23 protein-coding genes are annotated in these 22,832 nt (G+C 64.0%); 12 read left to right on the top strand and 11 right to left on the bottom strand.

Features of this window, described 5'->3' with window-relative positions:
- The first annotated feature begins 62 nt into the window (after positions 1–62).
- From ACQR1W_RS16395 to ACQR1W_RS16385, 3 genes are all read left to right on the top strand, one after another.
- Positions 63–551: a response regulator gene (locus ACQR1W_RS16395; RefSeq protein ID WP_434851724.1), complete on the top strand. Its 489-nt coding sequence runs from the start codon at positions 63–65 to the stop codon at positions 549–551.
- An 825-nt stretch (positions 552–1,376) separates the two neighbouring features.
- The gene (locus ACQR1W_RS16390) at positions 1,377–1,622 is read left to right on the top strand and encodes a hypothetical protein (RefSeq protein ID WP_434851723.1); all 246 of its coding nucleotides are present in this window, start codon (positions 1,377–1,379) and stop codon (positions 1,620–1,622) included.
- Between the two features lie 839 nt (positions 1,623–2,461).
- Positions 2,462–2,653 (top strand): hypothetical protein, encoded by a 192-nt coding sequence (locus tag ACQR1W_RS16385; protein WP_008973701.1) that lies wholly within the window; start codon positions 2,462–2,464, stop codon positions 2,651–2,653.
- 40 nt (positions 2,654–2,693) lie between these two features.
- Here ACQR1W_RS16385 and ACQR1W_RS16380 read toward each other — a convergent pair whose 3' ends face one another.
- Positions 2,694–2,939 (bottom strand): hypothetical protein, encoded by a 246-nt coding sequence (locus tag ACQR1W_RS16380; protein WP_434851722.1) that lies wholly within the window; start codon positions 2,937–2,939, stop codon positions 2,694–2,696.
- 275 nt (positions 2,940–3,214) lie between these two features.
- On the opposite strand from ACQR1W_RS16380, the gene ACQR1W_RS16375 reads away from it, so the two are divergent.
- Positions 3,215–4,633: a M20 family metallopeptidase gene (locus ACQR1W_RS16375; RefSeq protein WP_434851721.1), complete on the top strand. Its 1,419-nt coding sequence runs from the start codon at positions 3,215–3,217 to the stop codon at positions 4,631–4,633.
- 185 nt (positions 4,634–4,818) lie between these two features.
- On the top strand, positions 4,819–6,135 hold the full coding sequence (locus ACQR1W_RS16370; protein WP_434851720.1) for a DUF3422 family protein: 1,317 nt from the start codon (positions 4,819–4,821) through the stop codon (positions 6,133–6,135).
- 8 nt (positions 6,136–6,143) lie between these two features.
- Here ACQR1W_RS16370 and ACQR1W_RS16365 read toward each other — a convergent pair whose 3' ends face one another.
- Genes ACQR1W_RS16365 through ACQR1W_RS16330 form a run of 8 tightly spaced genes read right to left on the bottom strand, consistent with a single transcriptional unit; the run spans position 6,144 to position 14,761 of the window.
- A complete protein-coding gene (locus ACQR1W_RS16365) occupies positions 6,144–6,869 on the bottom strand; it encodes an HAD-IA family hydrolase (protein ID WP_434851719.1) in 726 nt (241 codons plus the stop codon).
- Positions 6,866–7,786 carry a CbbX protein gene (gene cbbX, locus ACQR1W_RS16360; RefSeq protein WP_434851860.1) on the bottom strand — a complete coding sequence of 307 codons (921 nt, stop codon included), beginning with the start codon at positions 7,784–7,786 and terminating at the stop codon, positions 6,866–6,868. The genes ACQR1W_RS16365 and cbbX overlap by 4 nt, the downstream gene beginning before the upstream one ends.
- Positions 7,786–8,208 carry a ribulose bisphosphate carboxylase small subunit gene (locus ACQR1W_RS16355; protein WP_434851718.1) on the bottom strand — a complete coding sequence of 141 codons (423 nt, stop codon included), beginning with the start codon at positions 8,206–8,208 and terminating at the stop codon, positions 7,786–7,788. Before ACQR1W_RS16355 ends, cbbX begins: the two co-directional genes overlap by 1 nt.
- A 12-nt stretch (positions 8,209–8,220) precedes the next feature.
- Positions 8,221–9,681, bottom strand: a complete 1,461-nt coding sequence (locus ACQR1W_RS16350) for a form I ribulose bisphosphate carboxylase large subunit (protein ID WP_434851717.1) — start codon at positions 9,679–9,681, stop codon at positions 8,221–8,223.
- Positions 9,682–9,710: 29 nt separating this feature from the next.
- A complete protein-coding gene (fba, locus tag ACQR1W_RS16345) occupies positions 9,711–10,793 on the bottom strand; it encodes a class II fructose-bisphosphate aldolase (RefSeq protein ID WP_008973709.1) in 1,083 nt (360 codons plus the stop codon).
- Positions 10,794–10,825: 32 nt separating this feature from the next.
- A complete protein-coding gene (gene tkt / locus ACQR1W_RS16340) occupies positions 10,826–12,853 on the bottom strand; it encodes a transketolase (protein ID WP_434851716.1) in 2,028 nt (675 codons plus the stop codon).
- Complete coding sequence (locus tag ACQR1W_RS16335) at positions 12,850–13,725, bottom strand: phosphoribulokinase (protein WP_008973711.1); 876 nt, start codon at positions 13,723–13,725, stop codon at positions 12,850–12,852. Before ACQR1W_RS16335 ends, tkt begins: the two co-directional genes overlap by 4 nt.
- 10 nt (positions 13,726–13,735) lie before the next feature.
- Positions 13,736–14,761 carry a class 1 fructose-bisphosphatase gene (locus ACQR1W_RS16330; RefSeq protein WP_434851715.1) on the bottom strand — a complete coding sequence of 342 codons (1,026 nt, stop codon included), beginning with the start codon at positions 14,759–14,761 and terminating at the stop codon, positions 13,736–13,738.
- 151 nt (positions 14,762–14,912) lie between these two features.
- On the opposite strand from ACQR1W_RS16330, the gene ACQR1W_RS16325 reads away from it, so the two are divergent.
- From ACQR1W_RS16325 to ACQR1W_RS16295, 7 genes are all read left to right on the top strand, one after another.
- Complete coding sequence (locus tag ACQR1W_RS16325; RefSeq protein ID WP_008973713.1) at positions 14,913–15,845, top strand: LysR family transcriptional regulator; 933 nt, start codon at positions 14,913–14,915, stop codon at positions 15,843–15,845.
- A gap of 331 nt (positions 15,846–16,176) precedes the next feature.
- Positions 16,177–16,947, top strand: a complete 771-nt coding sequence (gene modA / locus ACQR1W_RS16320) for a molybdate ABC transporter substrate-binding protein (protein WP_434851859.1) — start codon at positions 16,177–16,179, stop codon at positions 16,945–16,947.
- A 92-nt stretch (positions 16,948–17,039) separates the two neighbouring features.
- Positions 17,040–17,723: a molybdate ABC transporter permease subunit gene (gene modB, locus ACQR1W_RS16315; RefSeq protein ID WP_434851714.1), complete on the top strand. Its 684-nt coding sequence runs from the start codon at positions 17,040–17,042 to the stop codon at positions 17,721–17,723.
- Positions 17,720–18,820, top strand: coding sequence for a molybdenum ABC transporter ATP-binding protein (gene modC / locus ACQR1W_RS16310; protein WP_434851713.1), 1,101 nt, complete (start codon positions 17,720–17,722; stop codon positions 18,818–18,820). Before modB ends, modC begins: the two co-directional genes overlap by 4 nt.
- 211 nt (positions 18,821–19,031) lie before the next feature.
- Complete coding sequence (locus ACQR1W_RS16305) at positions 19,032–19,895, top strand: xanthine dehydrogenase (protein ID WP_434851712.1); 864 nt, start codon at positions 19,032–19,034, stop codon at positions 19,893–19,895.
- An 11-nt stretch (positions 19,896–19,906) separates the two neighbouring features.
- Entirely contained in the window at positions 19,907–20,497 is a 591-nt protein-coding gene (locus ACQR1W_RS16300) for a DUF2478 domain-containing protein (RefSeq protein WP_434851711.1), read from the top strand.
- On the top strand, positions 20,494–20,916 hold the full coding sequence (locus ACQR1W_RS16295; protein WP_434851710.1) for a winged helix-turn-helix domain-containing protein: 423 nt from the start codon (positions 20,494–20,496) through the stop codon (positions 20,914–20,916). The genes ACQR1W_RS16300 and ACQR1W_RS16295 overlap by 4 nt, the downstream gene beginning before the upstream one ends.
- Here ACQR1W_RS16295 and ACQR1W_RS16290 read toward each other — a convergent pair.
- Complete coding sequence (locus ACQR1W_RS16290) at positions 20,825–21,295, bottom strand: TOBE domain-containing protein (protein ID WP_008973720.1); 471 nt, start codon at positions 21,293–21,295, stop codon at positions 20,825–20,827. The genes ACQR1W_RS16295 and ACQR1W_RS16290 overlap by 92 nt on opposite strands.
- A gap of 21 nt (positions 21,296–21,316) precedes the next feature.
- Positions 21,317–22,564 (bottom strand): phosphoglycerate dehydrogenase, encoded by a 1,248-nt coding sequence (gene serA, locus ACQR1W_RS16285; protein ID WP_008973721.1) that lies wholly within the window; start codon positions 22,562–22,564, stop codon positions 21,317–21,319.
- Between the last annotated feature and the right edge of the window lie 268 nt (positions 22,565–22,832).

Genomic DNA, 22,832 nt, shown 5'->3' with positions numbered 1-22,832 from the left:
GTCCAACGCGCGTTCGACGACGGGCCGGCTCTCGTAGGTCGCCTCTCCGGGCGGCCTCTTTCTTGACAAATTGGCTACATCAGCTCGCAGGCGCGGCTTGGAACAGAGTTCCCTTCGGAATTTGCCCTTCGCGTTGGTGGCGCTGGAGGAGGCGGGGTAGTGCAAAACGCTTCATTGCTAATCTTCGTTGTCGAGGACGATTTTCTAGTTCGAGACCTGATACACGACGCCTGACAGAGGGCGGATTTGAGACCGAGACAATCGCATCAGGTGAGCAAGCGATTGCGCTGCTTCAAGCGGACAAGACCAAATACCGCGCTCTCCTCACGGATATCAATTTGCAAGGACAGCTTACAGGCTGGGAGGTCGCCAAGCGCGCCAGAGAACTGAACCCAGAGATGCCGATCGTCTACATGACCGGAGCCGCAGCGGATCAGTGGCCGTCGCACGGCGTCCCCAATAGCGTGCTGTTGAATAAGCCGTTCGCGCCAGCGCAAGTGGTTACGGGCGTTTCTCAGCTTCTTAACCAAACACCGCCTCGGCATGAATAGGCCGCCCTGGTTGGGGGCCTCTATGTGCCGGGGCGTCTGTTTGCAGCCTGTCTCGGATCTTCCGGTCTGCGCCCGCGGCTTCCGCGCCTCGACTGGAAGTAAGCAGTCGGGGGAGCGGCCGCTCTTGGCGACAGCAGACATGGCGCCCGTCACCTGCTAAGATGGGTTCCCACACGCAGGGGACCCGGGATCAATGCCGATCTCCCGTTAGATCGCGGGATGCAAACTAACGCCGCAAGAAATCGAACGCTTGCAGACGGCCTTCGACTCAGCCCTCCGCAGCCTCCATTTGGTTGACCGAAACGATCCGATTTGCGAAATTGTTGCCCGCAAGGTGCTCAAGATTGCGGCTGACGGTACTCGTAACGCGCAAGAGATCGCCGCCCTAGCGGTCAAAGAGCTTGGTCCGTAGTCCCCGCCTCGCTGCCAAGCGCCGGCCCCGCTCCGGAGCCGTTTAGCTAGCTTCAAAAAACACTGGCCTGACCTCAGTTTGGGAACTCCGGCTCAGCTTCTGCGTCTCCGAAGAAAGAGACGCCAATGCCTTCAGCCATGCCCCCACAGCCGACCCTCCGTTGCCCCAAGTGCAATCAGCCGCTCAGACTGGCGGAAACAGTATGGAGCATGAACCCACCCCGGTTCATCCGCATTTACGAATGCAAATGCGGCGAGCTGGTCTGGGACGATTAACGCGCGGCAGCACCAGAATTAATCCCGCGGCCCGATCAGGAGGTGGTAGCGTCAGGATATCACCGGCAGTGAGCCGATACGGGCGCTGGTGGCTGAGAGACCGCTTGCGCTCCCGCCTACACAGGACGGGAGCGAGCCATGTCAGACCTCCTTCGATCAGACTTTCGCGCGATGCAGCTTCGTCATTTGGATGAAGCCGAGCGGCACGTCGCCGAAGGCGAACGACACATTGCTGAGCAGGAGGAACGGATTGTAGGCCTCGCGCGCCTCGGCCACGATCTCGCGGAAGCTAAGAAACTTCTGGAGAACTTTTATGAATGTCAGGTCCTGCACATCCAGCACCGTAATCGAATTCGCAGAGAGCTAGAGCGGCAGGTCGCCTGAATTGGCTGCTTCCGAGGTCGCCTTCTGGCCCTTCAGCGACCTCGGGAGATGTCCGATTCTTCGCCGCTGTTGGGGGTAGAGCGGACGTCAGGCGGCCAGCTGCTTAATGAGTACGCGGCCTAATCCATCCCAATGTCAGATTGGTTCACGGCCGAAGGGCTCCCGCGATTTCGAAGTTTTGCGAACGAACTCGCCGCGATATGACGCAGACCTGACCTCGGAGCACTGGGGAGACGCCGTCGGATGTGTGACCCGTTCCGTGACTGCCCGTCGTGCCAATCTGCCGCAGTGAATTTCGCTTGTGTCGTCGGGCAAATCACGACGATCATTCGCGCATCCCGCCTCGATGAGAGGGACGTTGCGCGCGATCGTCACGACACGTGAGGCGGGGATGCGGTGGCCGTGACTGCCTTGGCGAGCATGATCCTTCATGCAGACGAACAAGGCGGATGCGGACGTGAAATCGTGTGGTCCTGGCGCCCCGACGCTGGCGCTAAGTTCGCGATGATGCTTGCGCATCGCGCGGATGACGGTGGCTAACAAGCCCGGTACACCGAGGAGAGCGCGACATAAGCGTTAAGACCATCGCGCAGGGAATGCCGGGTTGATCCGGCTGCACCTGTGGTAACTGCCGCCTGCTTTCTTCGATGCAGGCGGGCCATGGGTGAGGCCATCACCCGGCATTCCCTGCACCCTCTCGCATGCGAGCAGGGTGAACTCTCGATCAACTCGGGCGCATCGCGCGGCGAGAACGTATAGTCTCGCGCAGTGACGAAGGCTCCGGAGGCAGGCATGGAACATTTGCTGCGCCCGGACGTAACCCCGTCGGGAGGTGCCACATGGACGAGACCAGGTTTGCACAGCTGCTTGGGGCAGCCGCGATCAGCGTGTGGGGCGACATGCCGCGCGACATTCAGGAAGCGCTGTTCGAGACCGCGATGCGCAGTCACGAGGAGCTGCGTCACGACCTCGCAAAGCTCCTGCACGATCGGCACCCGCGTACCGAGCACCCGCCGCGCCCGGCATTTTGAGCAACCCGCTGCATCTGCGGAAACAGCGGGGCCGCTGGCCTCAGTCCCGGCGATCGTCCGAACGAAATTGCGCGGCTTCGTCATAGCCGCGGCGACTGCTGTAGAACACCAGCGCCATCAGCCCGATGCCCACGATCAGCGAGACCACGACGCCGAGCGTCAGCGCGATCCAGCCTTGTGTCGGCATCGGCTCGCCCGGTACCGTCAGCCCGAGATAGGCGAAAGCCACCGCGCCTGCCAGAATGATCAACAGCGCCGCAATGGCCGCAATAGATCCTGCTCGCATGCTTTTGCGCTCCCTTTGAGCCCCCAACCGGGCGCGATCCCGATCGTTCCTGATCGTATCACGTGCACTCTCCGACAGTTCCAAAATCCGAGCCGGCAATAACGCTGCTGCGCTGCAGAAAGCGGCATGCTGCACAGCGCGTGCTCAAATTTGCGAATGCGGAGGCGGTCTCCTGGTGCCCCGCATGGCTGCTACTTGCGAGCGCGCTAGGCGCGACAAAGCGAAGCTGATAACCATGGCCTCCTCCAAAATGCATCACACTTCAGGGACCTAAGATGGACAACCGTAGCGACATCTGGCGCGGCGTCGACGCGATCAAACCCCGTTTCATCGAACTCAGCGATAAAGTCTGGGGTATGCCGGAGGTCTGCTACACTGAGGCGCGCTCGGCCGCAGAGCACCTCGCCGAGCTGCGCCATCAGGGCTTTCGGATTACCGAAAAGGTCGCGGGCATTCCGACCGCGCTGATGGGCGAATGGGGCGAAGGCGGCCCGGTGATCGCGTTTCTCGGCGAGTACGACGCCCTGCCCGGCCTGAGCCAGGAAGCCGGCGTCGCCGAGCATCGGCCGGTCGAGACCGGTGGTCACGGTCACGGCTGCGGCCACAATCTGCTCGGCTCCGCCGCGCTGCTCGCCGCCACCGCCGTCAAGGACTGGCTCGCGACCAACAAAGTGCCGGGGCGCGTCCGCTATTACGGCTGTCCGGCCGAGGAAGGCGGCGCCGCCAAGGCCTTCATGGTGCGCTCCGGCGCCTTTTCGGATGCCGACATCGCGATCACGTGGCATCCGTCGAGCTTCTGGGAAGTGGTGATGACGCCGTCGCTCGCCAACACCCGCGCCGATTTCACCTTTACCGGCCGCACGTCGCACGCCGCCGCCTCGCCGCATCTCGGCCGCAGCGCGCTCGACGCAGTCGAATTGATGAATGTCGGCGTCAACTACATGCGCGAGCACATGCCGAGCGACGCGCGCGTGCATTATGCGCTGCTGGATACCGGCGGCATTGCACCGAACGTGGTGCAGGCGCATGCGCGGGTGCGCTATTCGATCCGCGCCCGCGACCTGCCCGGCATGAACGAGCTGGTCGGGCGCGTGCACAAGATCGCGCAAGGCGCGGCGCTGATGACCGAGACCAAGGTCGAGATGAAGATCATCTCCGCCGTCTCCAACATCCTGCCGAATACGCCGCTGGAGCAGGCGCTCCACAGGATCATGGAAGAGCTCGGGCCGCCGCATTTCGACGACACTGATAAGAATTTCGCGGGCCAGATCCAGGCGACGCTGACCGACAAGGACATCTCGTCGGTCTACTACTCGATCGGCATGGAGCCGACCGACCGGCCGCTTGCGGATTTCCTGGTGCCGCTCGATGCCAAGCGCAACCCACAGATCGGCTCGACCGATGTCGGCGACGTCAGCTGGGTGGTGCCGACCGTGCAGGTGCACGCGCCGACGGTCGCGATCGGCACGCCGTTCCATACCTGGCAGGTCGTGGCGCAGGGCAAGTCGCCGGCCGCGCATAAGGCCATGGTGCAGGCGGCCAAGGCGATGGCGTCGCTCGGCGTCAAGGCGCTGAACGAGCCCGCGCTGATCGCGGCCGCCAAGGCCGACCTGAACAAGCGCACGGCGCGGACGCCCTATGTCAGCCCGCTGCCGGAAGAGGTTGAGCCGCCGCTGACCATGTCGGTGGCGTGAGCAAAAGGTGCAGGCGGCGGCCCGCGAAAATGGAAACGAAGTTTCCATCGGCAGCCGCTGCCTCACCTCGTCACGTGCACGTCGCGGGCGCGCGACGATGATGTCATGGCGCACGCCTATGTCGACTTGCAGCAACGAATATGCGTTGATGCGTGAGTCGAACAGGTGCAGCGGATTTGCCTGACATGAGCAATGAGGTCTTGATCGGTGACAGCGAGGTCGCGCGGCTGGCGCCGCACCCGCTGCGGACGGCCGTGCTTGGCGAGGTCCATGCCCGGCCGTCGCATCCGGTGACGGTGCCGGCGCGCATTCTGCATTTCGGCTTCGAGACCTCCGGCCCGGGCGCGGCTGCCGACCGCGCACACCTGATCGACCTGTGCAAGTCGCGCGGGCTGCCGCCGCCCCCGCCACAGGACAAGCATTTCCGGATGTCGCTCGGCGGCACCGTGCTGCGCTGGGAGCAGCATTCCGAGTTCACGACCTATACCTGGGAAGTGCCGGTCGACCCGAATGCCGGCGCGTTTCATCCATCCGCAGCGTCGCTCGCCGCACCGATGCGGCTCGTGCCGCAGCCGGGGCCGCTGCTGGTCGCCGTCGATCTCAACGTGCTGCCCGATGACGAGGTCAGGACCAGCCTGCTGGCGATGTTCGATTCCGTCAGCCTCGCCATGGCCGAGATCGCCGACGGCAACGGCATCTATGCCACCGACTTCCAGGCCAATCCGGAAGGCTATGTGCGCATCCTGCTGCTCGATCGCGGCATGAGCCCGGCGCGGATCGGCAGCACGGTCCAGCATCTCCTGGACATCGAAACCTACCGGAACCTGGCGCTGCTCGGCCTGCCCGAGGCGCAGCGGCTGTCGCCTTCGATCAACGCGGCCGAGAAGCGGCTCGCCGAAGTCACCGAGCGCATGCGCAGCGCAACCGATCTCTCCGACAACAACCAGATGCTCAGCGAACTGACGGCGCTCGCCGCCGAGGTTGAGGCGGGAGCCGCCGCCAGCCTGTTCCGGTTCGGCGCCAGCCGCGCCTATGACGAGATCGTCACGCAACGGCTCGACAGCATCGGCGAGCGCAAGACGCCGGGCTTTCCGACCTGGTCATCGTTCCTGGTTCGGCGGATGGCGCCGGCGATGCGCACCTGCATGGCGACCGAAGCGCGCCAGGGCGCGCTCTCGCTGCGGCTGGCGCGCGCCGCCAATCTGCTGCGCACGCGGGTCGACGTCGAGCTGGAGCAGCAGAACCAGGAGCTCTTGAAATCGATGAATGCGCGGACCCAGCTGCAGCTGCGGCTGCAGACCACGGTCGAAGGCCTCTCGGTCGCGGCCATCACCTATTACCTGACCGGGCTGTTCTCTTATCTGGTCAAGGCCGCGCACGAGACCGGCGCGCTGCATGTCGAACCCGGCTATGCCATCGCCGTGTTCGTGCCGCTGGCGGCGCTGACGATCTGGCTCAGGGTGCGCCACATCCGACGCTCGCACATCAACGAGCCGATGTGATCAGAGCATCAAAGCGCAAGTTCGGTGAGATCATCGACGACCGCGAGCGCGCCGTCGAAAGCGTCATCACCGAAATAGCGGCTGCGGGTGATCAGCGCCGGAATGCCGGCGCGCGTCGCTGCGATCAGGCCGTTACGGGAATCTTCGATAGCCACGCAACTGGATCCCGGCAGCTCGAGCTGCGACAGCACCTCGAGATAGGCATCCGGCGCCGGCTTCTTGCGCGCGACATCATCGGCCGCGACGACCGCAGCAAATTTCGCCTCCCAGGCCGGGCCCAGCGCCGGCGCGAGCAGCGCGTCGATATTGCCGCGCGTCGTGGTGGTCGCAACGGCCAGTGTCTGCCCGCGCGCGAGCGCGGCATCGAGCAGCGATCGAACTCCAGGCCGCAACGGACAGCCCTTCTCGGCCATCAGGACAGCGAACCGCTCGGTTTTGACATGGTGCAGTCTGGCAATGGCGGCATCAGTCAAGGCCGGGCCGGATCGGCGCCTCTGATCGAAGGCGCGGATGCGCTCCTTGCCGCCGGTCACGCGCAAGAGCTCCTTGTAGATGCGCCGTCCCCAATGCCAGTCCAGCCCGAGCTGCACGAAGGCCTCGTTGAAGGCTTCGCGATGCAGCTCCTCGGTCTCGGCCAAGGTGCCGTCGACGTCGAAGATCAACGCGGCGGCGTCCGCGAGCCGGCGTCGAATCCTGTCGGTCGGTGTGATCGCCCTTACCAATGCGAGGCTCATGCTTGCTGCTCCGCGTTGCGAAACACCCGGCTTGCCAGCACGTCGGCCGCCTCGATCGACATCACGTCGTTCGAGGTCAGCACCCGGTCGAGCCGCGAGACCAGCCGGTTGGCCTGGCGCAGCCGGACGCGATCGAGCGCGTTGCGGATCGAGCGTGCGTTGGAAAACAGCGGCTGAGTCCTGCGCACCGAGATGTATTTCTCAAATGCAGCACGGGCCTCGGGAGTGAACCGATAATTCTGCCCTTCCAGCATCAGCTCGGCGATGGTCAGCAGCTCGCCTTCCGAATAATCCGGAAAGTCGATGTGATGGGCGATGCGCGAGCGGAAGCCCGGATTGGACGAGAAGAATTTCTCCATCCGATCGGCGTAGCCGGCGAGAATGACAACGAGGTCCTCGCGCTGGCTCTCCATGATCTGCAGCAGGATCTCGATCGCCTCCTGGCCGTAATCGCGCTCATTCTCGGGCCGATAAAGATAGTAGGCCTCGTCGATGAACAGCACGCCGCCCATCGCCTTCTTCAGCACTTCCTTGGTCTTGGGCGCGGTGTGGCCGATATACTGCCCCACCAGATCGTCGCGCGTCACGCTGATGACATGGCCGCGGCGGACGAAGCCGAGCCGGTGAAGGATGCCGGCCATCCGCAGCGCCACCGTCGTCTTGCCGGTGCCGGGATTGCCGGTAAACGACATGTGCAGGGTCGGGAACGTGGTCGTAAGCCCCATCTTCTGCCGGATGCGCTCCATCAGCAGCAGGGAGGCGATCTCCCGGATCCGCGTCTTGACCGGCGCCAGCCCGACCAGCTCGCGATCGAGCTGCTCGAGCACCGGTGCGATCTCGACATCCTCAAATTCGCGACGCAGGTCGATGGTGTCGACCGGCGCCACCTGGTTTGCATCCACCTGCGCCGTCTGCATCATGAGAAATACCGCTCGCCTTCGGGTCGCTCGGTGGCGTAGGCATGCGTGGCGTAACGGAGGTTACGGCCGACCGTTTCCTGCCGGTCGAGCCGGAAGCCCGGCTCATGCTGCGGCCGGTTGACGATGAAGGAGATGCGCAGCGATTCCCAGCCATGGCTGGAATCGAAGCCGGAGATGCGGATATAGCGGTCGCCATAGATCTTCCGGCAATCCGCAAGCTCGCGCATGATGCCGGCCGCATCGCGCAGATCGAACATCGGCAATCCCCACATCTCCCAATAGGTGTTGCGGGGATGCGGATCATCGGTGAACTCGATGTTCACCGCCCAACCTTTGTCGAGACAATATTGGACCTGCGCCGTGATCTGCTCGTCGGTCAGATCGGGGAGGAAAGAAAAGCAGCCCTGAGTGACGCGCATAGTGATCTCCTCTTACACCGCAGCCGTGACGGTCGGAACGAAGTCCGGCGTATCGGTCGATTCATAGTTGAACGTGACGTCCTTCCAGACCTCGAGCGCCTCACGCAGCGGCGTGCAGCTCTGCGCCGCCCTGGCCAGGATCTCCGGGCCCTCATGCACGTAGTCGCGCCCCTCATTGCGGGCGAGGATCATCGCTTCCAGCGCGACGCGGTTGGCGGTCGCGCCGGCGGCGATGCCGCGAGGATGACCGATGGTGCCGCCGCCGAACTGCAGCACCACATCCTCACCGAGCAGGTCGAGGAGCTGGTGCATCTGCCCGGCGTGGATGCCGCCGGAGGCGACCGGCATCATCTTGTTGAGGCTGGCCCAAGGCTGGTCGAAGAACACCCCATGCTCGAGCCGCATCGGGTTGAAATCCTCGCGACAGATGTCGTAGTAGCCGCGCGTGGTGTTCGGATCGCCTTCGAGCTTGCCGACCACGGTGCCGGCATGGATGTGGTCGACGCCGGCGAGCCGCATCCATTTGGCGATGACGCGGAACGAAACCCCGTGCGAGCGCTGCCGCGTGTAGGTCGAATGTCCGGCGCGGTGCAGGTGAAGGATCATGTCGTTCTTGCGCGCCCACTTCGCCATCGACTGGATCGCGGTGTAACCGATCACGAGATCGATCATGACAATGCAGGAGCCGAGTTGCTTCGCGAACTCGGCGCGCTCATACATGTCCTCCATGGTCGCCGCGGTGACGTTGAGATAGGTACCCTTCATCTCGCCGGTCGCCGCCTGCGCCTTGTTCACAGCCTCCATGCAGTAGAGGAAGCGCTCGCGCCAATGCATGAACGGCTGCGAATTGATGTTCTCGTCGTCCTTGGTGAAATCGAGTCCACCCTTCAGCGCCTCATAGACCACGCGGCCGTAGTTGCGCCCGGACAGGCCAAGCTTCGGCTTGACGGTGGCGCCCAACAGCGGCCGCCCGAACTTGTCCAGCCGTTCGCGTTCGACCACGATTCCTGTGGCCGGCCCCTGGAAGGTCTTCACATAAGCGATCGGCAGCCGCATGTCCTCGAGCCGCAGCGCCTTCAGCGGCTTGAAGCCGAACACATTGCCGATGATCGACGCAGTCAGATTGGCGATCGAGCCCGCCTCGAACAGGTCGAGATCATAGGCGATATAGGCGAAATAGCTGCCGGGCGAGTTCGGCACCGGCTCGACGCGGTAGCATTTGGCGCGATACTTCTCGGCCGCCGTGAGTCGGTCGGTCCACACCACGGTCCAGGTCGCAGTCGACGATTCGCCGGCGACCGCAGCGCAAGCCTCGGTCGGATCGACGCCATCCTGCGGCGTGACGCGGAAGAGCGCGATGACGTCGGTGTCCTTGGGCTGATAGGACGGCTCCCAATAGCCCATGCGCTTGTATTCCATCACGCCGGACTTGTAGCGATCCTTGCCGCGCACTGTGATCGACTGATCGTTCATGTGTTCCTCCTGTTCGTTGTGGGTCTACTTCACGCGGCCTCGGTCATTCCCCCGATCCGTGGGTCGAGCGCGCCGGAGCGATAGCGCTTGGCCATCTCCGCCTGGGGGATCACCCTGATCTTCGACGCGTTGCCGGCGGTACCGAACTGCTCGAACCGTTCGCGGCACAGCTCGCGCATCTGGTCCATCGCGGGCTTTAGGAATTTACGCGGGTCGAACTCGACCCCCGACTGCGACGCCACTTTCCGGAATATTGCGGTCATGGCGAGCCGGCAGTCGGTATCGATATTGACCTTGCGCACGCCGTGCCGGATGCCGCGGACGATCTCCTCGACCGGTACGCCCCAGGTCTGCGGCATCTCGCCGCCGAAGGCGTTGAACATGTCCTGCAAGGACTGCGGCACCGAGGACGAGCCATGCATGACCAGATGCGTGTTCGGCAGCCGGCGGTGGATCTCCTCGATCACATGCATGGCGAGGATGTCGCCATCCGGCTTGCGCGAGAATTTGTAGGCGCCATGCGAGGTCCCCATCGCAATTGCGAGCGCATCGACCTTGGTCGCACGGACGAAGTCGACGGCCTGCACGGGATCGGTCAGCAGCTGGTCGTGGCTCACCTTGCCTTCGACGCCGTGACCGTCCTCCTGCTCGCCGCCGCCATGCTCGAGCGAGCCGAGCACGCCGAGTTCGCCCTCGACGGACGCCCCGACCCAATGCGCCATCTCGACGACGCGCCGCGTGATATCGACATTGTAGTCGTAATCGGCCGCGGTCTTGGCGTCGGCCTTGAGCGAGCCGTCCATCATGACGGAGGTGAAGCCGTACTTGATCGCGGTCGCGCAGGTGGCCTCGTCATTGCCGTGGTCCTGGTGCAGGCAGAGCGGTATCTGCGGATACATCTCTTCCAGCGCGTCGATCATCTTCGCCAGCATGATGTCGCCGGCATAGGAGCGCGCGCCGCGCGAGGCCTGGATGATCACGGGGGCGTCGACGGCGGCCGCCGCCTCCATGATCGCAAGCCCCTGCTCCATATTGTTGATATTAAACGCCGGCACGCCGTAGCCGCGCTCGGCGGCGTGATCCAGCAACTGCCTCAAGGTGATCCGCGCCATTTGTCCGTCTCCGTCCCGTGTTGTCTGAATCTTCAGGTCGCTTGCGCGCGGATGATGCTGCGCAATGCTGCATCGGCGACCGCGGCGGCTGTAATGCCGAATTCACGGTAGAGGACGTCGGCAGGCGCCGATGCGCCGAAGCCGTGCATACCGACGAACTCGCCGCTGTCGCCGAGCCAGCGCCCCCAATCGCCTTCGACCGCGGCTTCGACGCCGATCCGCGGCGCCTCTCCGAGGACGCCAGCGCGGTACTCGGAAGGCTGCTGACGGAACAGTTCGAAACATGGCGCCGAGACCACTGCGGCGCGCACGCCGTCGGCGGCAAGCAGCGTGGCGGCCTCACGCGCGATCGCGACTTCCGAGCCGGTCGCGATCAGCGTGACGTCGCGTCCGCTCTCGGGCTCATCGACGACGTAAGCGCCGAGCGCCACGCGATTGTGGTCGGACGGCTCTGTCCGGAACGGCGGCAGCGCCTGACGCGAGAGACAAAGCACCGAAGGCGAGGCCTCGGCCCGCAGCGCGCAATCCCACGCCTCGGCTGTCTCCACCGCATCGGCGGGGCGAAATACCAGCAGGTTCGGGATGGCGCGCAAGGCCGGCACATGCTCCACGGGCTGGTGGGTCGGGCCATCCTCGCCGAGCCCGATCGAGTCATGCGTCATCACATGGATGACCCGGATGCCCATCAGCGCCGCGAGCCGGATCGCGGGACGGCTGTAATCGGCGAACGCGAGGAACGTGCCCCCATACGGAATGAACCCGCCGTGCAGCGCAATGCCGTTCATCGCAGCCGCCATCGCATGCTCACGCACGCCGTAATGGATATAGTTGCCGTCCATCGTATCGGGCGTGACTGGCTTTTGCGTCTTCGCCTTGGTCAGGTTGGAGTGGGTCAGGTCCGCCGAACCACCCAACAGATTGGGCAACGCCTGGGCGATCACGTCGATCACGATCTGCGACGCCTGGCGCGTCGCGATCTTCGGTCCTTCGGTCGTGAGTTGCGCCAGCAACTGCGACATCTGCTCGGCGTAGGCTGCGGGCAATTTCTTGTTCAACGCATCATGACAGGGCGATCGCCCACCCGCGCAGAGCCGCCGCGTTCGCTCCTTCCACGCCTCACGTTCGGCGCGGCCGCGCGCGCCGACCTCGCGCCAGCTCACCAGCACGTCGGCCGGGACTTCGAATGGCCGGTGCGGCCAGTTCAAGGCGACGCGCGTCTTCTCGACCTCCTCCGCACCGAGCGGCGCGCCGTGCGCCTTTTCAGATCCTTGCCGTCCCGGCGAGCCGAAGCCGATCGTCGTTCGGCACGCAATCAGGCTGGGACGATCACTTTGCCGCGCCTGTGCGATCGCATCGGCAATCGCCGCGGGATCGTGGCCGTCGATCCGGCGCGTCGCCCAGCCCGATGCCGCGAAGCGCGCCAGCTGATCATCCGAACAGGCCAGCGAGGTCGAGCCGTCAATCGAGATATGATTGTCGTCGAACAGCACGATGAGGCGGTTGAGCTTGAGATGTCCCGCCAGCGAGATCGCCTCGTGGCTGATGCCTTCCATCAGGCAGCCGTCGCCAGCGATCACGTAGGTGTGGTGATCGACCAGGTCGTCACCGTAACGCGCATTCATCATCCGCTCGGCCAGCGCCATGCCGACCGCGGTTGCGATCCCCTGGCCCAGCGGCCCGGTCGTGGTCTCGACCCCCGGCGTATGGCCATATTCGGGATGCCCCGGTGTCTTCGTGCCCCATTGCCGGAACGATTTCAGCTCATCGAGCGTCACGGCCTCGTAGCCCGTCAGATGAAGAAGCGCATAGAGCAGCATCGAGCCATGGCCTGCCGACAGCACAAAGCGATCGCGATCGGGCCAGGTTGGATCGGCAGGGTCGAATTTGAGAAATTGCGAGAACAGCACGGTCGCGACATCGGCCATGCCCATCGGCATCCCAGGGTGCCCCGACTTTGCTTTCTCGACCGCGTCGATCGCCAGAAAGCGAATGGCGTTCGCCATCTCGGCGTGCCTGATCTCCGGCTTTGCAGCCACGGTTTGCAGGGCCATTGCGGTCATAGCGTGCGCCTCTTTCGTTCCATCAGTTGCAGGATCATCGGCGTCAAGATCAGCTGCATCGCGAGGTCCAGCTTTGCGCCGTGAATGACAATCGAATTGGCCCGCGACATGAAGCTCTGCGGGATCATCGAGAGCAGATAGGGGAAATCGATGCCGCGGGGATTCTTCAGGCGGATCACCACCATCGATTCGTCCGGAGTCGGGATCCAGCGCGCGATGAAAGGATTTGACGTGTCGACGGTCGGCACGCGCTGGAAATTGATGTCGGTCTCCGAGAACTGCGGAATGATGTAGTTCACGTAGTCCGGCATGCGCCGGAGGATCGTGTCCGTTACCGCTTCGGTCGAATAGCCGCGCGAGGCGCGATCGCGATGCAGCTTCTGGATCCATTCGAGATTGATAACCGGGACGACGCCGATCTTCAGATCGGCATATTTCGCGATATTCACCTTCTCGGTGACAACGGCGCCGTGGAGCCCTTCATAGAACAAGAGATCGGAGTCGCCGGGCAGCTGCGTCCATTCCGTGAATGTACCCGGACGTCCGTCATAGAGGCGCGCTTCCTCCTCATCATGCACGTAGTGGCGCGTCATGCCGGTGCCGGATTCGGAATAGTCGCGAAAGGTCCTTTCCAGCTCCTCGAACAGATTGGTATCGGGACTGAAATGGCTGAAATGCTTGTTGCCCCGCTCCTGCTCCTCGACCATCTTGCGCCGCATTTCCTCGCGGTCGTAGCGATGGAACGCGTCGCCTTCGATATAGGTCGCCTTGACGTTCTCGCGGCGGAAGATGTTCTCGAACGTCTTCTTGACCGACGTCGTGCCGGCGCCCGAGGAGCCTGTGATCGAGATGATGGGATGACGACGTGACATGGAGCCCTCCTCAGCGGAACAGGCCGCGGCGCGCGAACAGCGGCGCGTCGCTGCTTTCGAACAGCGGCTCGACGCCTTCATGCAGGATGTCGAGGTCGCGCACCGCGCGAGCGTCGCCCATCATCAGCGGCGCGCGCTGGTGCGGCGAGCGGGCCGACAGTTCAAGGACGCGCGAGCGGCCGTTCGACGCTGCGCCTCCCGCCCATTCCATGATCAGGGCCATCGGATGCGCCTCATACACCAGCCGCAGGCGGCCTTCGCGATAGCCGGGACGCAGATCTGCCGGATAGAGGAACACGCCGCCGCGTATCAGGATGCGATAGGCTTCAGCCACCAGCGACGCGATCCAACGCATGTTGAAGTCGCGGCCGCGCGGCCCGGCCGTGCCGGACAGACATTCGTCGACATAATTGCGGACCGCGCCATTCCAGTGCCGCCGGTTCGAGGCATTGATCGCGAATTCAGGCGTATCCTGCGGAATGCGCACGTTCGTCTTGGCAAGCACGAACTCGCGCAGCGACGGATGGAGCACGAACAGATCGACGCGCCGGTCGATCGCCAGCACCAGTGATGTCTGCGGTCCATAGATGAAGAAGCCCGCCGCGCGCTGAGCGGTGCCCGGCTCGAAGAAGCTCGAGACGACGTCACGGCCACGTGGCCTGATCGAGAAGATGGTGCCGACCGAGACGTTGTTCTCGAGATTGGCCGAGCCGTCCAACGGATCGATCGCGACGCAGAGCGGCGCGAGCGCATCCACCGTTTCCGGCAGATCGACCTCCTCGGACAGGATGCCGGCCACCGGCGCCTGGCGCAGCGCCTCCCGCATCAGCCCGTCGGCGACGAGATCAAGCTGCTTTTGTCCATCGCCGTCGGAATTGAACCCGGCGACGCCGTCATTTCCGTCCGAGAGGGGGGCAACGGCAATCAGCCGAGCGAGATCGCGCGCGGCTGCCGCCAGCGCTTCGATAACCGCAGCACAGGACGTTTCGGCGCCTTGCGCGGCGAGATGAGCCTGCAATGTCAGATGTTGGTCCATGTGCCCCCTCCCGTACCGCCCGCCCCTCTTGTTCGGGCTTGACGCTGCGACGTTTCAGCATCGCCGCACGCCTATCAAGGCGCGAATTGCGCGATTAGGGAAATTTCTTTATCTTTGGATCGACAAAAGAATTTTTTATGGGAGGAGGATCATGGCGAAGCGCTTTTCGCGCGATTTGACCATCCGGCAGCTCCGCGCGCTCGCGGCAGTCCAGACCTCCGGCTCGGTGACGTCGGCGGCCGGCCGCCTCCATTTGACGCAACCGGCCGTAACCCTGCAGATCCGTAACCTCCAGGAGCTTGCCGGCCTGCCGCTGATCCAGCGAACCGCGGACGGCATGGTCCTGACCGACGCCGGGCGCAGCGTGCTCGTGCTGACCGAACGTGTCGAAGCTGCAATGCTCGATTGCGAACAGGAACTCGAGATGATCGCCGGCCGCAGCGGCGGGCGCGTGTCGATCGGCGCCGTCAGTACGGCGAAATATTTCGTACCGTTCGCGATCGCTGAATTTTCCCGCCGCTTCCCGAAGATCGACGTGAGCTTGCGGGTCGGCAATCGCGACACTATCCGCGAGGCGCTACGGGGCTACGACCTAGATATCGCCATCATGGGGCGGCCGCCCGCCGACATCCAGGTCGATATGCGGCCGCTCGGCAAACACCCGCACGTCGTGATCGCACCGCAGGGGCACTGGCTCGCCAGAAAGCGGCGGATCGCGCCCACCGATCTCGCGGGCGAGGTCTTCATCATCCGCGAGGTCGGGTCGGGGACGCGCATGCTGATGGAGGATTTTTTCCGGAAGAACCGATTACAGCCGAAAATCAGCATGGAGATGGACAGCAACGAGACCATCAAACAGGCTGTGATCGCGGGTCTCGGCATCGCCTTCATCTCACAGCACACGGTCTCCCACGAGCTCGAAGAGGGCCGGCTGATCGCGCTTAAGATTCCAGGACTGCCAATCATCCGCCAATGGCATGCGATCCGGCGGGCCGACAAGCTTTTGTTACCGCCCGCCCAGGCAATGCTGGATTTCCTCGGCAAGGAGGGGGCGCGCTATCTGCCGGATGCGGTCAAGGGCTGACCGCTCCCGCGCGATTGGGCCTGACGTCGGCAGTTTGTCGCATTTCCGACAGGCCGTCCGCTCGCCCCGGACGGCCCGTTCCACAAGCCGCTTGACGACAACGATCGTTGACGCGCCCGGTCCAGCCCGTTTACCGTCATGTATACGGGATGATATAGCATATTGCGGACAGAGCCGATGTGATCCACGGGAATGGAATGGCACTTGCACCATATCTTGGACGCAGATCGCACCGTCGGCTTTGCGACATCGGCGACGGAAGCGCCGGACGGAGCGAACGGTCCTCTGGGCTGACGTCTGTCGGCGCGATGAAGGAATGAGGTTGAACGTGATGAAACTGATCCGCTCGGCGCTGGTCGCCGCCCTTTGCGCCACGGCCTGCCTGTTCAGCAGCGCAGCTGCATTCGCCGGCAGCGCGAACATTGCCGTGGCCGCGAACTTCACCGAGCCCGCGAAGGAGATCGCCGCGCTGTTCAAGGCCAAGACCGGCCACGAGGCCGTACTGAGCTTCGGCGCCTCCGGTCAGTTCTACACCCAGATCAAGGAAAATGCGCCGTTCGCGATCCTGCTCTCCGCGGACGATGAGAGGCCGAAAAAACTGGTCGACGAAGGGCTGGGCGTAGCCGACAGCCGCTTCACCTATGCGATCGGAAAGCTGGTGCTTTGGAGCAAGGATCCCAATGCCGTAAAGGGTGAAGAGACCCTGAAAGCGGCCGCCTTCAACAAGCTCTCGATCGCCAATCCGACCGCAGCACCCTACGGGGCCGCAGCGGTGGAAACCTTGAAGGCGCTCAAGCTCTACGACACGCTGCAGTCCAAGATCGTGATGGGCAACACCATCTCGCAGGCCTTCCAGTTCGTGGACACCGGCAATGCCGAAATCGGCTTCGTGGCGCTGTCGCAGCTGATGCCGAATGCCGGCGGATCACGCTGGCTGGTGCCGCAGGACCTCTACAGCGAAATCCGGCAGGATGCCGTGCTCTTGAAATCTTCGGCCGGCAACGAGGCCGCCACCACCTTCCTCGCTTTCCTGAGAAGCCCCGAAGCCCGCGCCGTGATCGAAAAGTTCGGCTATGCGCTCGATCCGAAGTCGGGCTCGTAGGCGGAAATGAGTGTAGATCGGCTCGGAATCGTGGGAGCTGAGCTATCACCCTCCCCTGGAGGGGGAGGGTCGGAAAAACACGTCCGCACGCCATGACTCTCTCCGGCGATATCTGGCAACCGGTCTGGCTGACGCTCGAGCTGGCCTCGCTTACGACGGCTATCCTTCTGCTGGTGGGAACGCCGGTCGCCTGGTGGCTGGCGCGCTCGAAGCGCTGGTGGAAGGAGGCCGTCGCGGCGCTGGTGGCGATCCCGCTCGTGCTGCCGCCGACGGTGCTCGGCTTCTACCTTCTCGTTGCGCTCGGTCCGAACGGACCTGGCGGCCTGCTGGCCTCGCTTTGGGGTGCACGCACCCTAGCCTTCACGTTTCCGGGCCTGGTGATCGGCTCGGTCCTGTTCTCGATGCCGTTCGTGGTGCAGCCGATCCGCAACGCCTTTGACGCGATGGGCGACAGGCCGATGGAAGCCGCAGCCACCCTGCGCGCTTCGCCCTGGCGTGCGTTCTGGACCGTCGCGGTGCCGCTGGCGAGCCCCGGCTTCCTGACCGGCGCCATTCTCGGCTTCGCCCACACCGTCGGCGAGTTCGGCGTGGTGTTGATGATCGGCGGCAACATCCCCGGAAAGACCAAGGTGCTGTCGATCGCGATCTATGATTACGTCGAGACCTCGCAATGGGCCGAGGCTTCCGTGCTCGCGCTCGGCATGGTCGTCTTCTCATTCAGCGTCATTCTCGCCATGATGCTGATCGAGAAGAAGGTCACCCGATTAGCGCCATGACCTCCAACACGATCAAGGTCGATTTTCGCGGGCGCCTCGGACGCTTCGAGCTGAACGCACAGTTCGAGCTTCCGGCGCTCGGCGTCACGGCGATCTTCGGTCCCTCGGGCTGCGGCAAGTCGGCCGTGATGCGCTGCATCGCCGGCCTCAATCGCTTGAAGACAGGCTTCTGTTCGGTGGCCGGCGATGTGTGGCAGGACGAAAAATCGTTCCGCCCGGTGCACCAGCGACCGATCGGCTACGTATTCCAGGAAGCCAATCTGTTTCCGCATCTCTCGGTTCACCGCAACCTGATGTACGGGTATTCCGGGCAAGCCGGTGTCGGCGCGATTGCTTTCGACGAGGTCGTCGCCCTGCTCGGGCTTGAGAAGCTGCTGGAGCGCTCGCCGCGCAACCTCTCCGGCGGCGAACGCCAGCGCGTCGCGATCGGCCGCGCTCTGCTGAGCCAACCGAAGCTCCTGCTGATGGACGAGCCGCTCTCGGCCCTGGATCAGATGACCAAGGACGAGATCCTGCCCTATCTGGAGCGGCTGCACGGCGCGCTTGACCTGCCGATCCTCTATATCAGCCACGACATGGCCGAGGTTGAACGGCTCGCCGATCAGCTCGTACTGATGAGAAGCGGCGGTGTGATTGCTGCCGGGTTGCTCACCGACCTGCAGGCCGATCTGTCGCTGCCGCTCTCCGTGTCGCGCGACGCCGCGGTCAGCCTCGATGCGACGGTCGTTGCCCAGAACGAAGCGGATGGCACGGCAACGCTCGCCGTTCCCGGCGGCCAGTTCCTGGTGCCGGCCGAACCGTTGCGGATCGGCGACAGCCGTCGCCTGCGCGTGCTGGCCGACGATGTCAGCCTGGCGCGCGAACAGCCGAGCCGGAGCACCATCGTGAACGTGCTCCCGGCCAAGATCCTCAGCATCCGCAGCCAGTCCGATCACCGGGTCACCGCCCTGCTCGGCTTGGGCGCAGACGGCGCAGGCGCAAGGCTGCTCTCGCGCGTGACCGAGCGCTCCTGGAACGAACTCGATCTCAAGACCGGCCTCGAGGTCTATGTCCAGGTCAAAGGCGTCGCGCTGGTCCGGCGCGAGCCTTCCGCCTGAGGCACCTCCCGCCCCCTCTCTCGAACAGCGCCGCTTCACGCTGTTATATCCACGACAATATAGGATGTATTGTTATATACTGAACAATACAGCTGAAACCTTGCGAGTGGGGCAGAACTGGATTTTCCTGCAAGAACTCAAGTGGTTGAAATCGGTTTCGGCGACTGGCGCGCCGCTTGCTACGACGGTTCTCGCAACACGAGGATCTCCGATGAAGCCCGCGGCCATCACCTGGCATCCGAACGCACCCAAACCCCTCGCGCTTGTGCTTGGCACAAACGAGATCGCGTCCGCAGTCGCGAGCAAGTTGAGTGATGCGCGGTTTGCGGTCGTGATGTGTCACGACGCATTCCCGCCGGTGATCCGGCGCGGCATGGCGTTTCACGACGTGCTGTTCGGTGAGCATCGTGAGCTTGCCGGAGTTGTCGCCGTGCGCGCCGACGCAGTGGCCGACATTGCGCGGATTCACCGGGAGGGCGACCGCATTGCGGTGACCGAGATGCACCTGACCGACATCATCGCCTTCCGCTATCCCGCCGTGATCGTCGACGCCCGGATGCAGAAACATCTCACCACGCCGGACCTGCGCGGCGTCGCCGGCATCGCGGTCGGGATCGGGCCGCGCTTTGCGGTCGGTCTCAACTGCGACGTGGCGATCGAGACGCATCCCTGCGCAACCGGAACGGTCGTTTCGCATGGCACGACGCAGCTTGCGGATGGCAAGGCGCGCAGCCTCGGAGATGCCGGCCGCGAACGCTTTGTCTATTCGGATCATGAGGGCGTCTGGCATACGCCGGTCGATATCGGAACACGCGTCTATAAAGGGCTGCAGCTCGGCTCCCTCGGCGGCACGCCGGTGTTTGCGCCGCTCGACGGCGCGCTCCGCGGCATCGTCAGAGACGGCTCGCGTGTGTCCGCAAATGTCAAGCTACTGGAGATCGATCCGCGCGGACGCCACGCATCGTGGAGCGGCATCGACGAGCGCGGCCATGCCATCGCGACCAGCACGGTCGCGGCAGTCACCAGCATGATGCAGAACGATCGGAAGGCGGGCCGCGTCTCCGCCCATGTATGAGGAGAGCTGCCATGAGTATTGCCGAGATCGCGACGTGCCAGATCGTGGCGCTGCAAGGCGCTGCCTCCGCAATCATCCAGGGCCTGTTGCGCGACTTCGCCGCGCAACTCACCGACACCGGCCTGCGCGTCGCCGGCGTGGTTGAGAGTGCCGCCGATAGCGACCATCCCTGCAAGTCCATGGCCTTGCGCAGCCTTGAGGATGGCCGCCTGTTCTCGATCTCGCAGGATCTCGGTCCCGGCTCGCAGGCCTGCAATCTCGATCCGGAAGGGCTGGTGCTGGCTTGCGCCGCCGTGCAGGACCAGATCGCGCGCGGCGCCGACATCGTCATCCTGAGCAAGTTCGGCAAGCAGGAAGCACTCGGCCGCGGCCTAAGCGACGCCTTCGGCGCCGCGATTGCCGCAGGGCTGCCGATCATTACGTCGGTCTCTCCCGCGTTGACGAAAGAGTGGCGAAACTTCGCCGGCGAGCTTGGCGAATGCGTGCAGGCAGACGTCGCGCAACACCCCGGCTGGATCAATGCCTGGTCCCGTCACGTGGTGACAGCCCCTCGTGCACGTGACATGATCAAACCGGTCAATGACTGGATCGGCACGGGATGAAGGGCGCAGCGCAGATCGAACTGACGATCAATTTCAACAATGGCGGCCGCCTCACGCCGGAGGATCTGCTGCTGATCGAGACGATCAGGAAGGAACGGTCGATTCTCGGTGCGGCGCGGGCCAGCGGCATTTCCTACCGCAAATGCTGGCTGATGGTCGATGCGCTCAACCGCACCTTCGAGACGCCGGTGTTCGAGACCTATCCCGGGCGGCGCGGCGGCGGAGCGGAAATCACCCCGTTCGGCGAGCGGCTGATCGCGCTGTACCGCTCGATGGAGCGACGCACGCGAACGGCGACCGCGGCCGCACTCGGCGAGCTGCAGAAGGCTACCGATCCGGACTATCAGAAGCGGGCCAGTGGCGCGGCCGAGGCAGCTCCGAAGGCCGAACCGCGCCGGGCCCGATCGCGACGCTCTTAATCATCGCCCAGGCCGACAAGCCTTTTTCCAGCGCCAGGCGCTCGACCGATTCCAATGTCACCAGCGCATGCAGCCGGGTGGTTCCGAGATCGAAGGTGACGCGGACGTAGGGCGGCTCCAGCGGCAGAATCTCTTCGATCTGGCCGGGCAGCCGATTGGTGATCGAAACATCCATCGGCCGGGACAATGCGATCGAGACGTCGCGCGCTTCGATCGTGACGGAGACGCCGGCGTCGACCGGCGCATCGACCACCGGTACCCGCAGCTCGCCATCGGCAAAGAACAGCGTCGACATCCCGTATTGCGGGTCGTGCCGCAGCACCCGCGCCGGCACGGTCGTCGAGAGAACCACAGAAGCCGATGGACCATGACCGGTCATCGCCACGGGCCTCCGCAGGCCTCACGGCCGGTCGTGATCATACAGCACGCGGACCCGGATCGTGCCTTCGACAGCGCGCAGTTCGGCCAGCAGCGCCTCGCCTTCGCCGCCGACCACGTCGGTCTCCAGCACGACATAGCCGACCTCCGGATCGGTCTGCAGATATTGCGCCAAGATATTGATGTCATGGCGAGACACCGCTTCGTTGATCTGGCGCAGCACGCCCGGCACGTTGCGGTGGACGTGGATGAAGCGCGTGCCGGTCGGGCGCGCCGGCAACTGCACCTGGGGGAAATTGACCGCGCCGAAGGTCGAGCCGACATCGGAATAATCGATCAGCTTGCGCGCGACCTCGCCGCCGATCCGGTCCTGCGCCTCCTCGGTCGAGCCCCCGATATGCGGGGTGAGGATCACGTTGGGCAAGCCCTGCAGCGGCGAGACGAACGGATCAGCGTTCGAAGCTGGTTCGACCGGAAACACGTCGACCGCGGCGCCGGCGAGCTTGCCCTCGCGCAACGCGCTGGCGAGCGCGTCGAGATCGACGACGGTGCCGCGCGAATTGTTGATCAGATAAGCGCCGTCCTTCATGTGCCTGATCTGCCGCTCGCCGATCATGTTGGCGGTGGCCGGCGTCTCCGGCACGTGCAGCGAGACCACGTCGCTCTGCGCCAACAGATCATCGAGGCTTTCGACCGGCTCGGTGTTGCCGTGGCGCAGCTTGTCGGTGAGATCATGGAAGATCACGCGCATGCCCATGGCTTCGGCGAGGTTCGACAATTGTGAACCGATATTGCCGTAGCCGACGATGCCGAGCGTCTTGCCGCGCACCTCGCGGCTGCCTGCCGCCGACTTGTCCCAGCCGCCGCCATGCGCCGAGACCGAGCGCGGGAAGATCCGGCGGAGCAGCATCACCACTTCGGCGATGGTGAGTTCGGCCACGCTGCGCGTGTTGGAGTATGGCGCGTTGAACACGGGGATACCGAACCGACGCGCCGCGTCGAGATCAACCTGGTTGGTACCGACCGAGAAGCAGCCCACGACCATCAGCCGGTCGGCGGCCTCCAAAATCTCTGCCGTGAGATGAGTCCGCGAGCGAATGCCAAGCATATGCACGCCGGACAGCATCCGCTTCAACTCAGCCGCGCCAAGCGCCTTCGGCAGCCGATCGACCTCGGTATAACCGTTGGCCTCGAACATGCGGACGGCCGAGTCGTTCACACCTTCCAGAAGCAGGACGCGGATCTTTTGTTTCGGCAGCGATAGCGGCATGGGCGTACCTGAATCAGTCTTCGGGTTTGCGACAGTGTAGCGATTCTGACGGGCGTGCGACGTTAAACTTCGTGAACGGCACCGCCGCAAGGCGCTTTCTGTCGCTTTCACAAGCGCTTGTCTACACGCGCGACCGATTTTCACCGGCAATGCAAAATCGACGCCGCACAGATCAGATCGCAATGCAGCAATCATAGATTGCCCTTTCGGCTGATGACAAACCCGGCGCGCAGAACTAGCCTCCCATCAACCATAAAATCATCGGGAG

It is taken from the genome of Bradyrhizobium sp. HKCCYLS1011 (assembly GCF_051167795.1).
In the GTDB taxonomy this organism is placed as follows: domain Bacteria; phylum Pseudomonadota; class Alphaproteobacteria; order Rhizobiales; family Xanthobacteraceae; genus Bradyrhizobium.
This window is presented reverse-complemented; position numbering and strand designations above follow the sequence as displayed.

Coding starts and splice junctions, on each gene's coding strand:
- ACQR1W_RS16390 (WP_434851723.1), top strand. CDS start 1,377: ATGTCAGACCTCCTTCGATCAGACTTTCGCGCGATGCAGCTTCGTCAT.
- ACQR1W_RS16385 (WP_008973701.1), top strand. CDS start 2,462: ATGGACGAGACCAGGTTTGCACAGCTGCTTGGGGCAGCCGCGATCAGC.
- ACQR1W_RS16380 (WP_434851722.1), bottom strand. CDS start 2,939: ATGCGAGCAGGATCTATTGCGGCCATTGCGGCGCTGTTGATCATTCTG.
- ACQR1W_RS16375 (WP_434851721.1), top strand. CDS start 3,215: ATGGACAACCGTAGCGACATCTGGCGCGGCGTCGACGCGATCAAACCC.
- ACQR1W_RS16370 (WP_434851720.1), top strand. CDS start 4,819: ATGAGCAATGAGGTCTTGATCGGTGACAGCGAGGTCGCGCGGCTGGCG.
- ACQR1W_RS16365 (WP_434851719.1), bottom strand. CDS start 6,869: ATGAGCCTCGCATTGGTAAGGGCGATCACACCGACCGACAGGATTCGA.
- cbbX (WP_434851860.1), bottom strand. CDS start 7,786: ATGCAGACGGCGCAGGTGGATGCAAACCAGGTGGCGCCGGTCGACACC.
- ACQR1W_RS16355 (WP_434851718.1), bottom strand. CDS start 8,208: ATGCGCGTCACTCAGGGCTGCTTTTCTTTCCTCCCCGATCTGACCGAC.
- ACQR1W_RS16350 (WP_434851717.1), bottom strand. CDS start 9,681: ATGAACGATCAGTCGATCACAGTGCGCGGCAAGGATCGCTACAAGTCC.
- fba (WP_008973709.1), bottom strand. CDS start 10,793: ATGGCGCGGATCACCTTGAGGCAGTTGCTGGATCACGCCGCCGAGCGC.
- tkt (WP_434851716.1), bottom strand. CDS start 12,853: ATGACCGCAATGGCCCTGCAAACCGTGGCTGCAAAGCCGGAGATCAGG.
- ACQR1W_RS16335 (WP_008973711.1), bottom strand. CDS start 13,725: ATGTCACGTCGTCATCCCATCATCTCGATCACAGGCTCCTCGGGCGCC.
- ACQR1W_RS16330 (WP_434851715.1), bottom strand. CDS start 14,761: ATGGACCAACATCTGACATTGCAGGCTCATCTCGCCGCGCAAGGCGCC.
- ACQR1W_RS16325 (WP_008973713.1), top strand. CDS start 14,913: ATGGCGAAGCGCTTTTCGCGCGATTTGACCATCCGGCAGCTCCGCGCG.
- modA (WP_434851859.1), top strand. CDS start 16,177: ATGAAACTGATCCGCTCGGCGCTGGTCGCCGCCCTTTGCGCCACGGCC.
- modB (WP_434851714.1), top strand. CDS start 17,040: ATGACTCTCTCCGGCGATATCTGGCAACCGGTCTGGCTGACGCTCGAG.
- modC (WP_434851713.1), top strand. CDS start 17,720: ATGACCTCCAACACGATCAAGGTCGATTTTCGCGGGCGCCTCGGACGC.
- ACQR1W_RS16305 (WP_434851712.1), top strand. CDS start 19,032: ATGAAGCCCGCGGCCATCACCTGGCATCCGAACGCACCCAAACCCCTC.
- ACQR1W_RS16300 (WP_434851711.1), top strand. CDS start 19,907: ATGAGTATTGCCGAGATCGCGACGTGCCAGATCGTGGCGCTGCAAGGC.
- ACQR1W_RS16295 (WP_434851710.1), top strand. CDS start 20,494: ATGAAGGGCGCAGCGCAGATCGAACTGACGATCAATTTCAACAATGGC.
- ACQR1W_RS16290 (WP_008973720.1), bottom strand. CDS start 21,295: ATGACCGGTCATGGTCCATCGGCTTCTGTGGTTCTCTCGACGACCGTG.
- serA (WP_008973721.1), bottom strand. CDS start 22,564: ATGCCGCTATCGCTGCCGAAACAAAAGATCCGCGTCCTGCTTCTGGAA.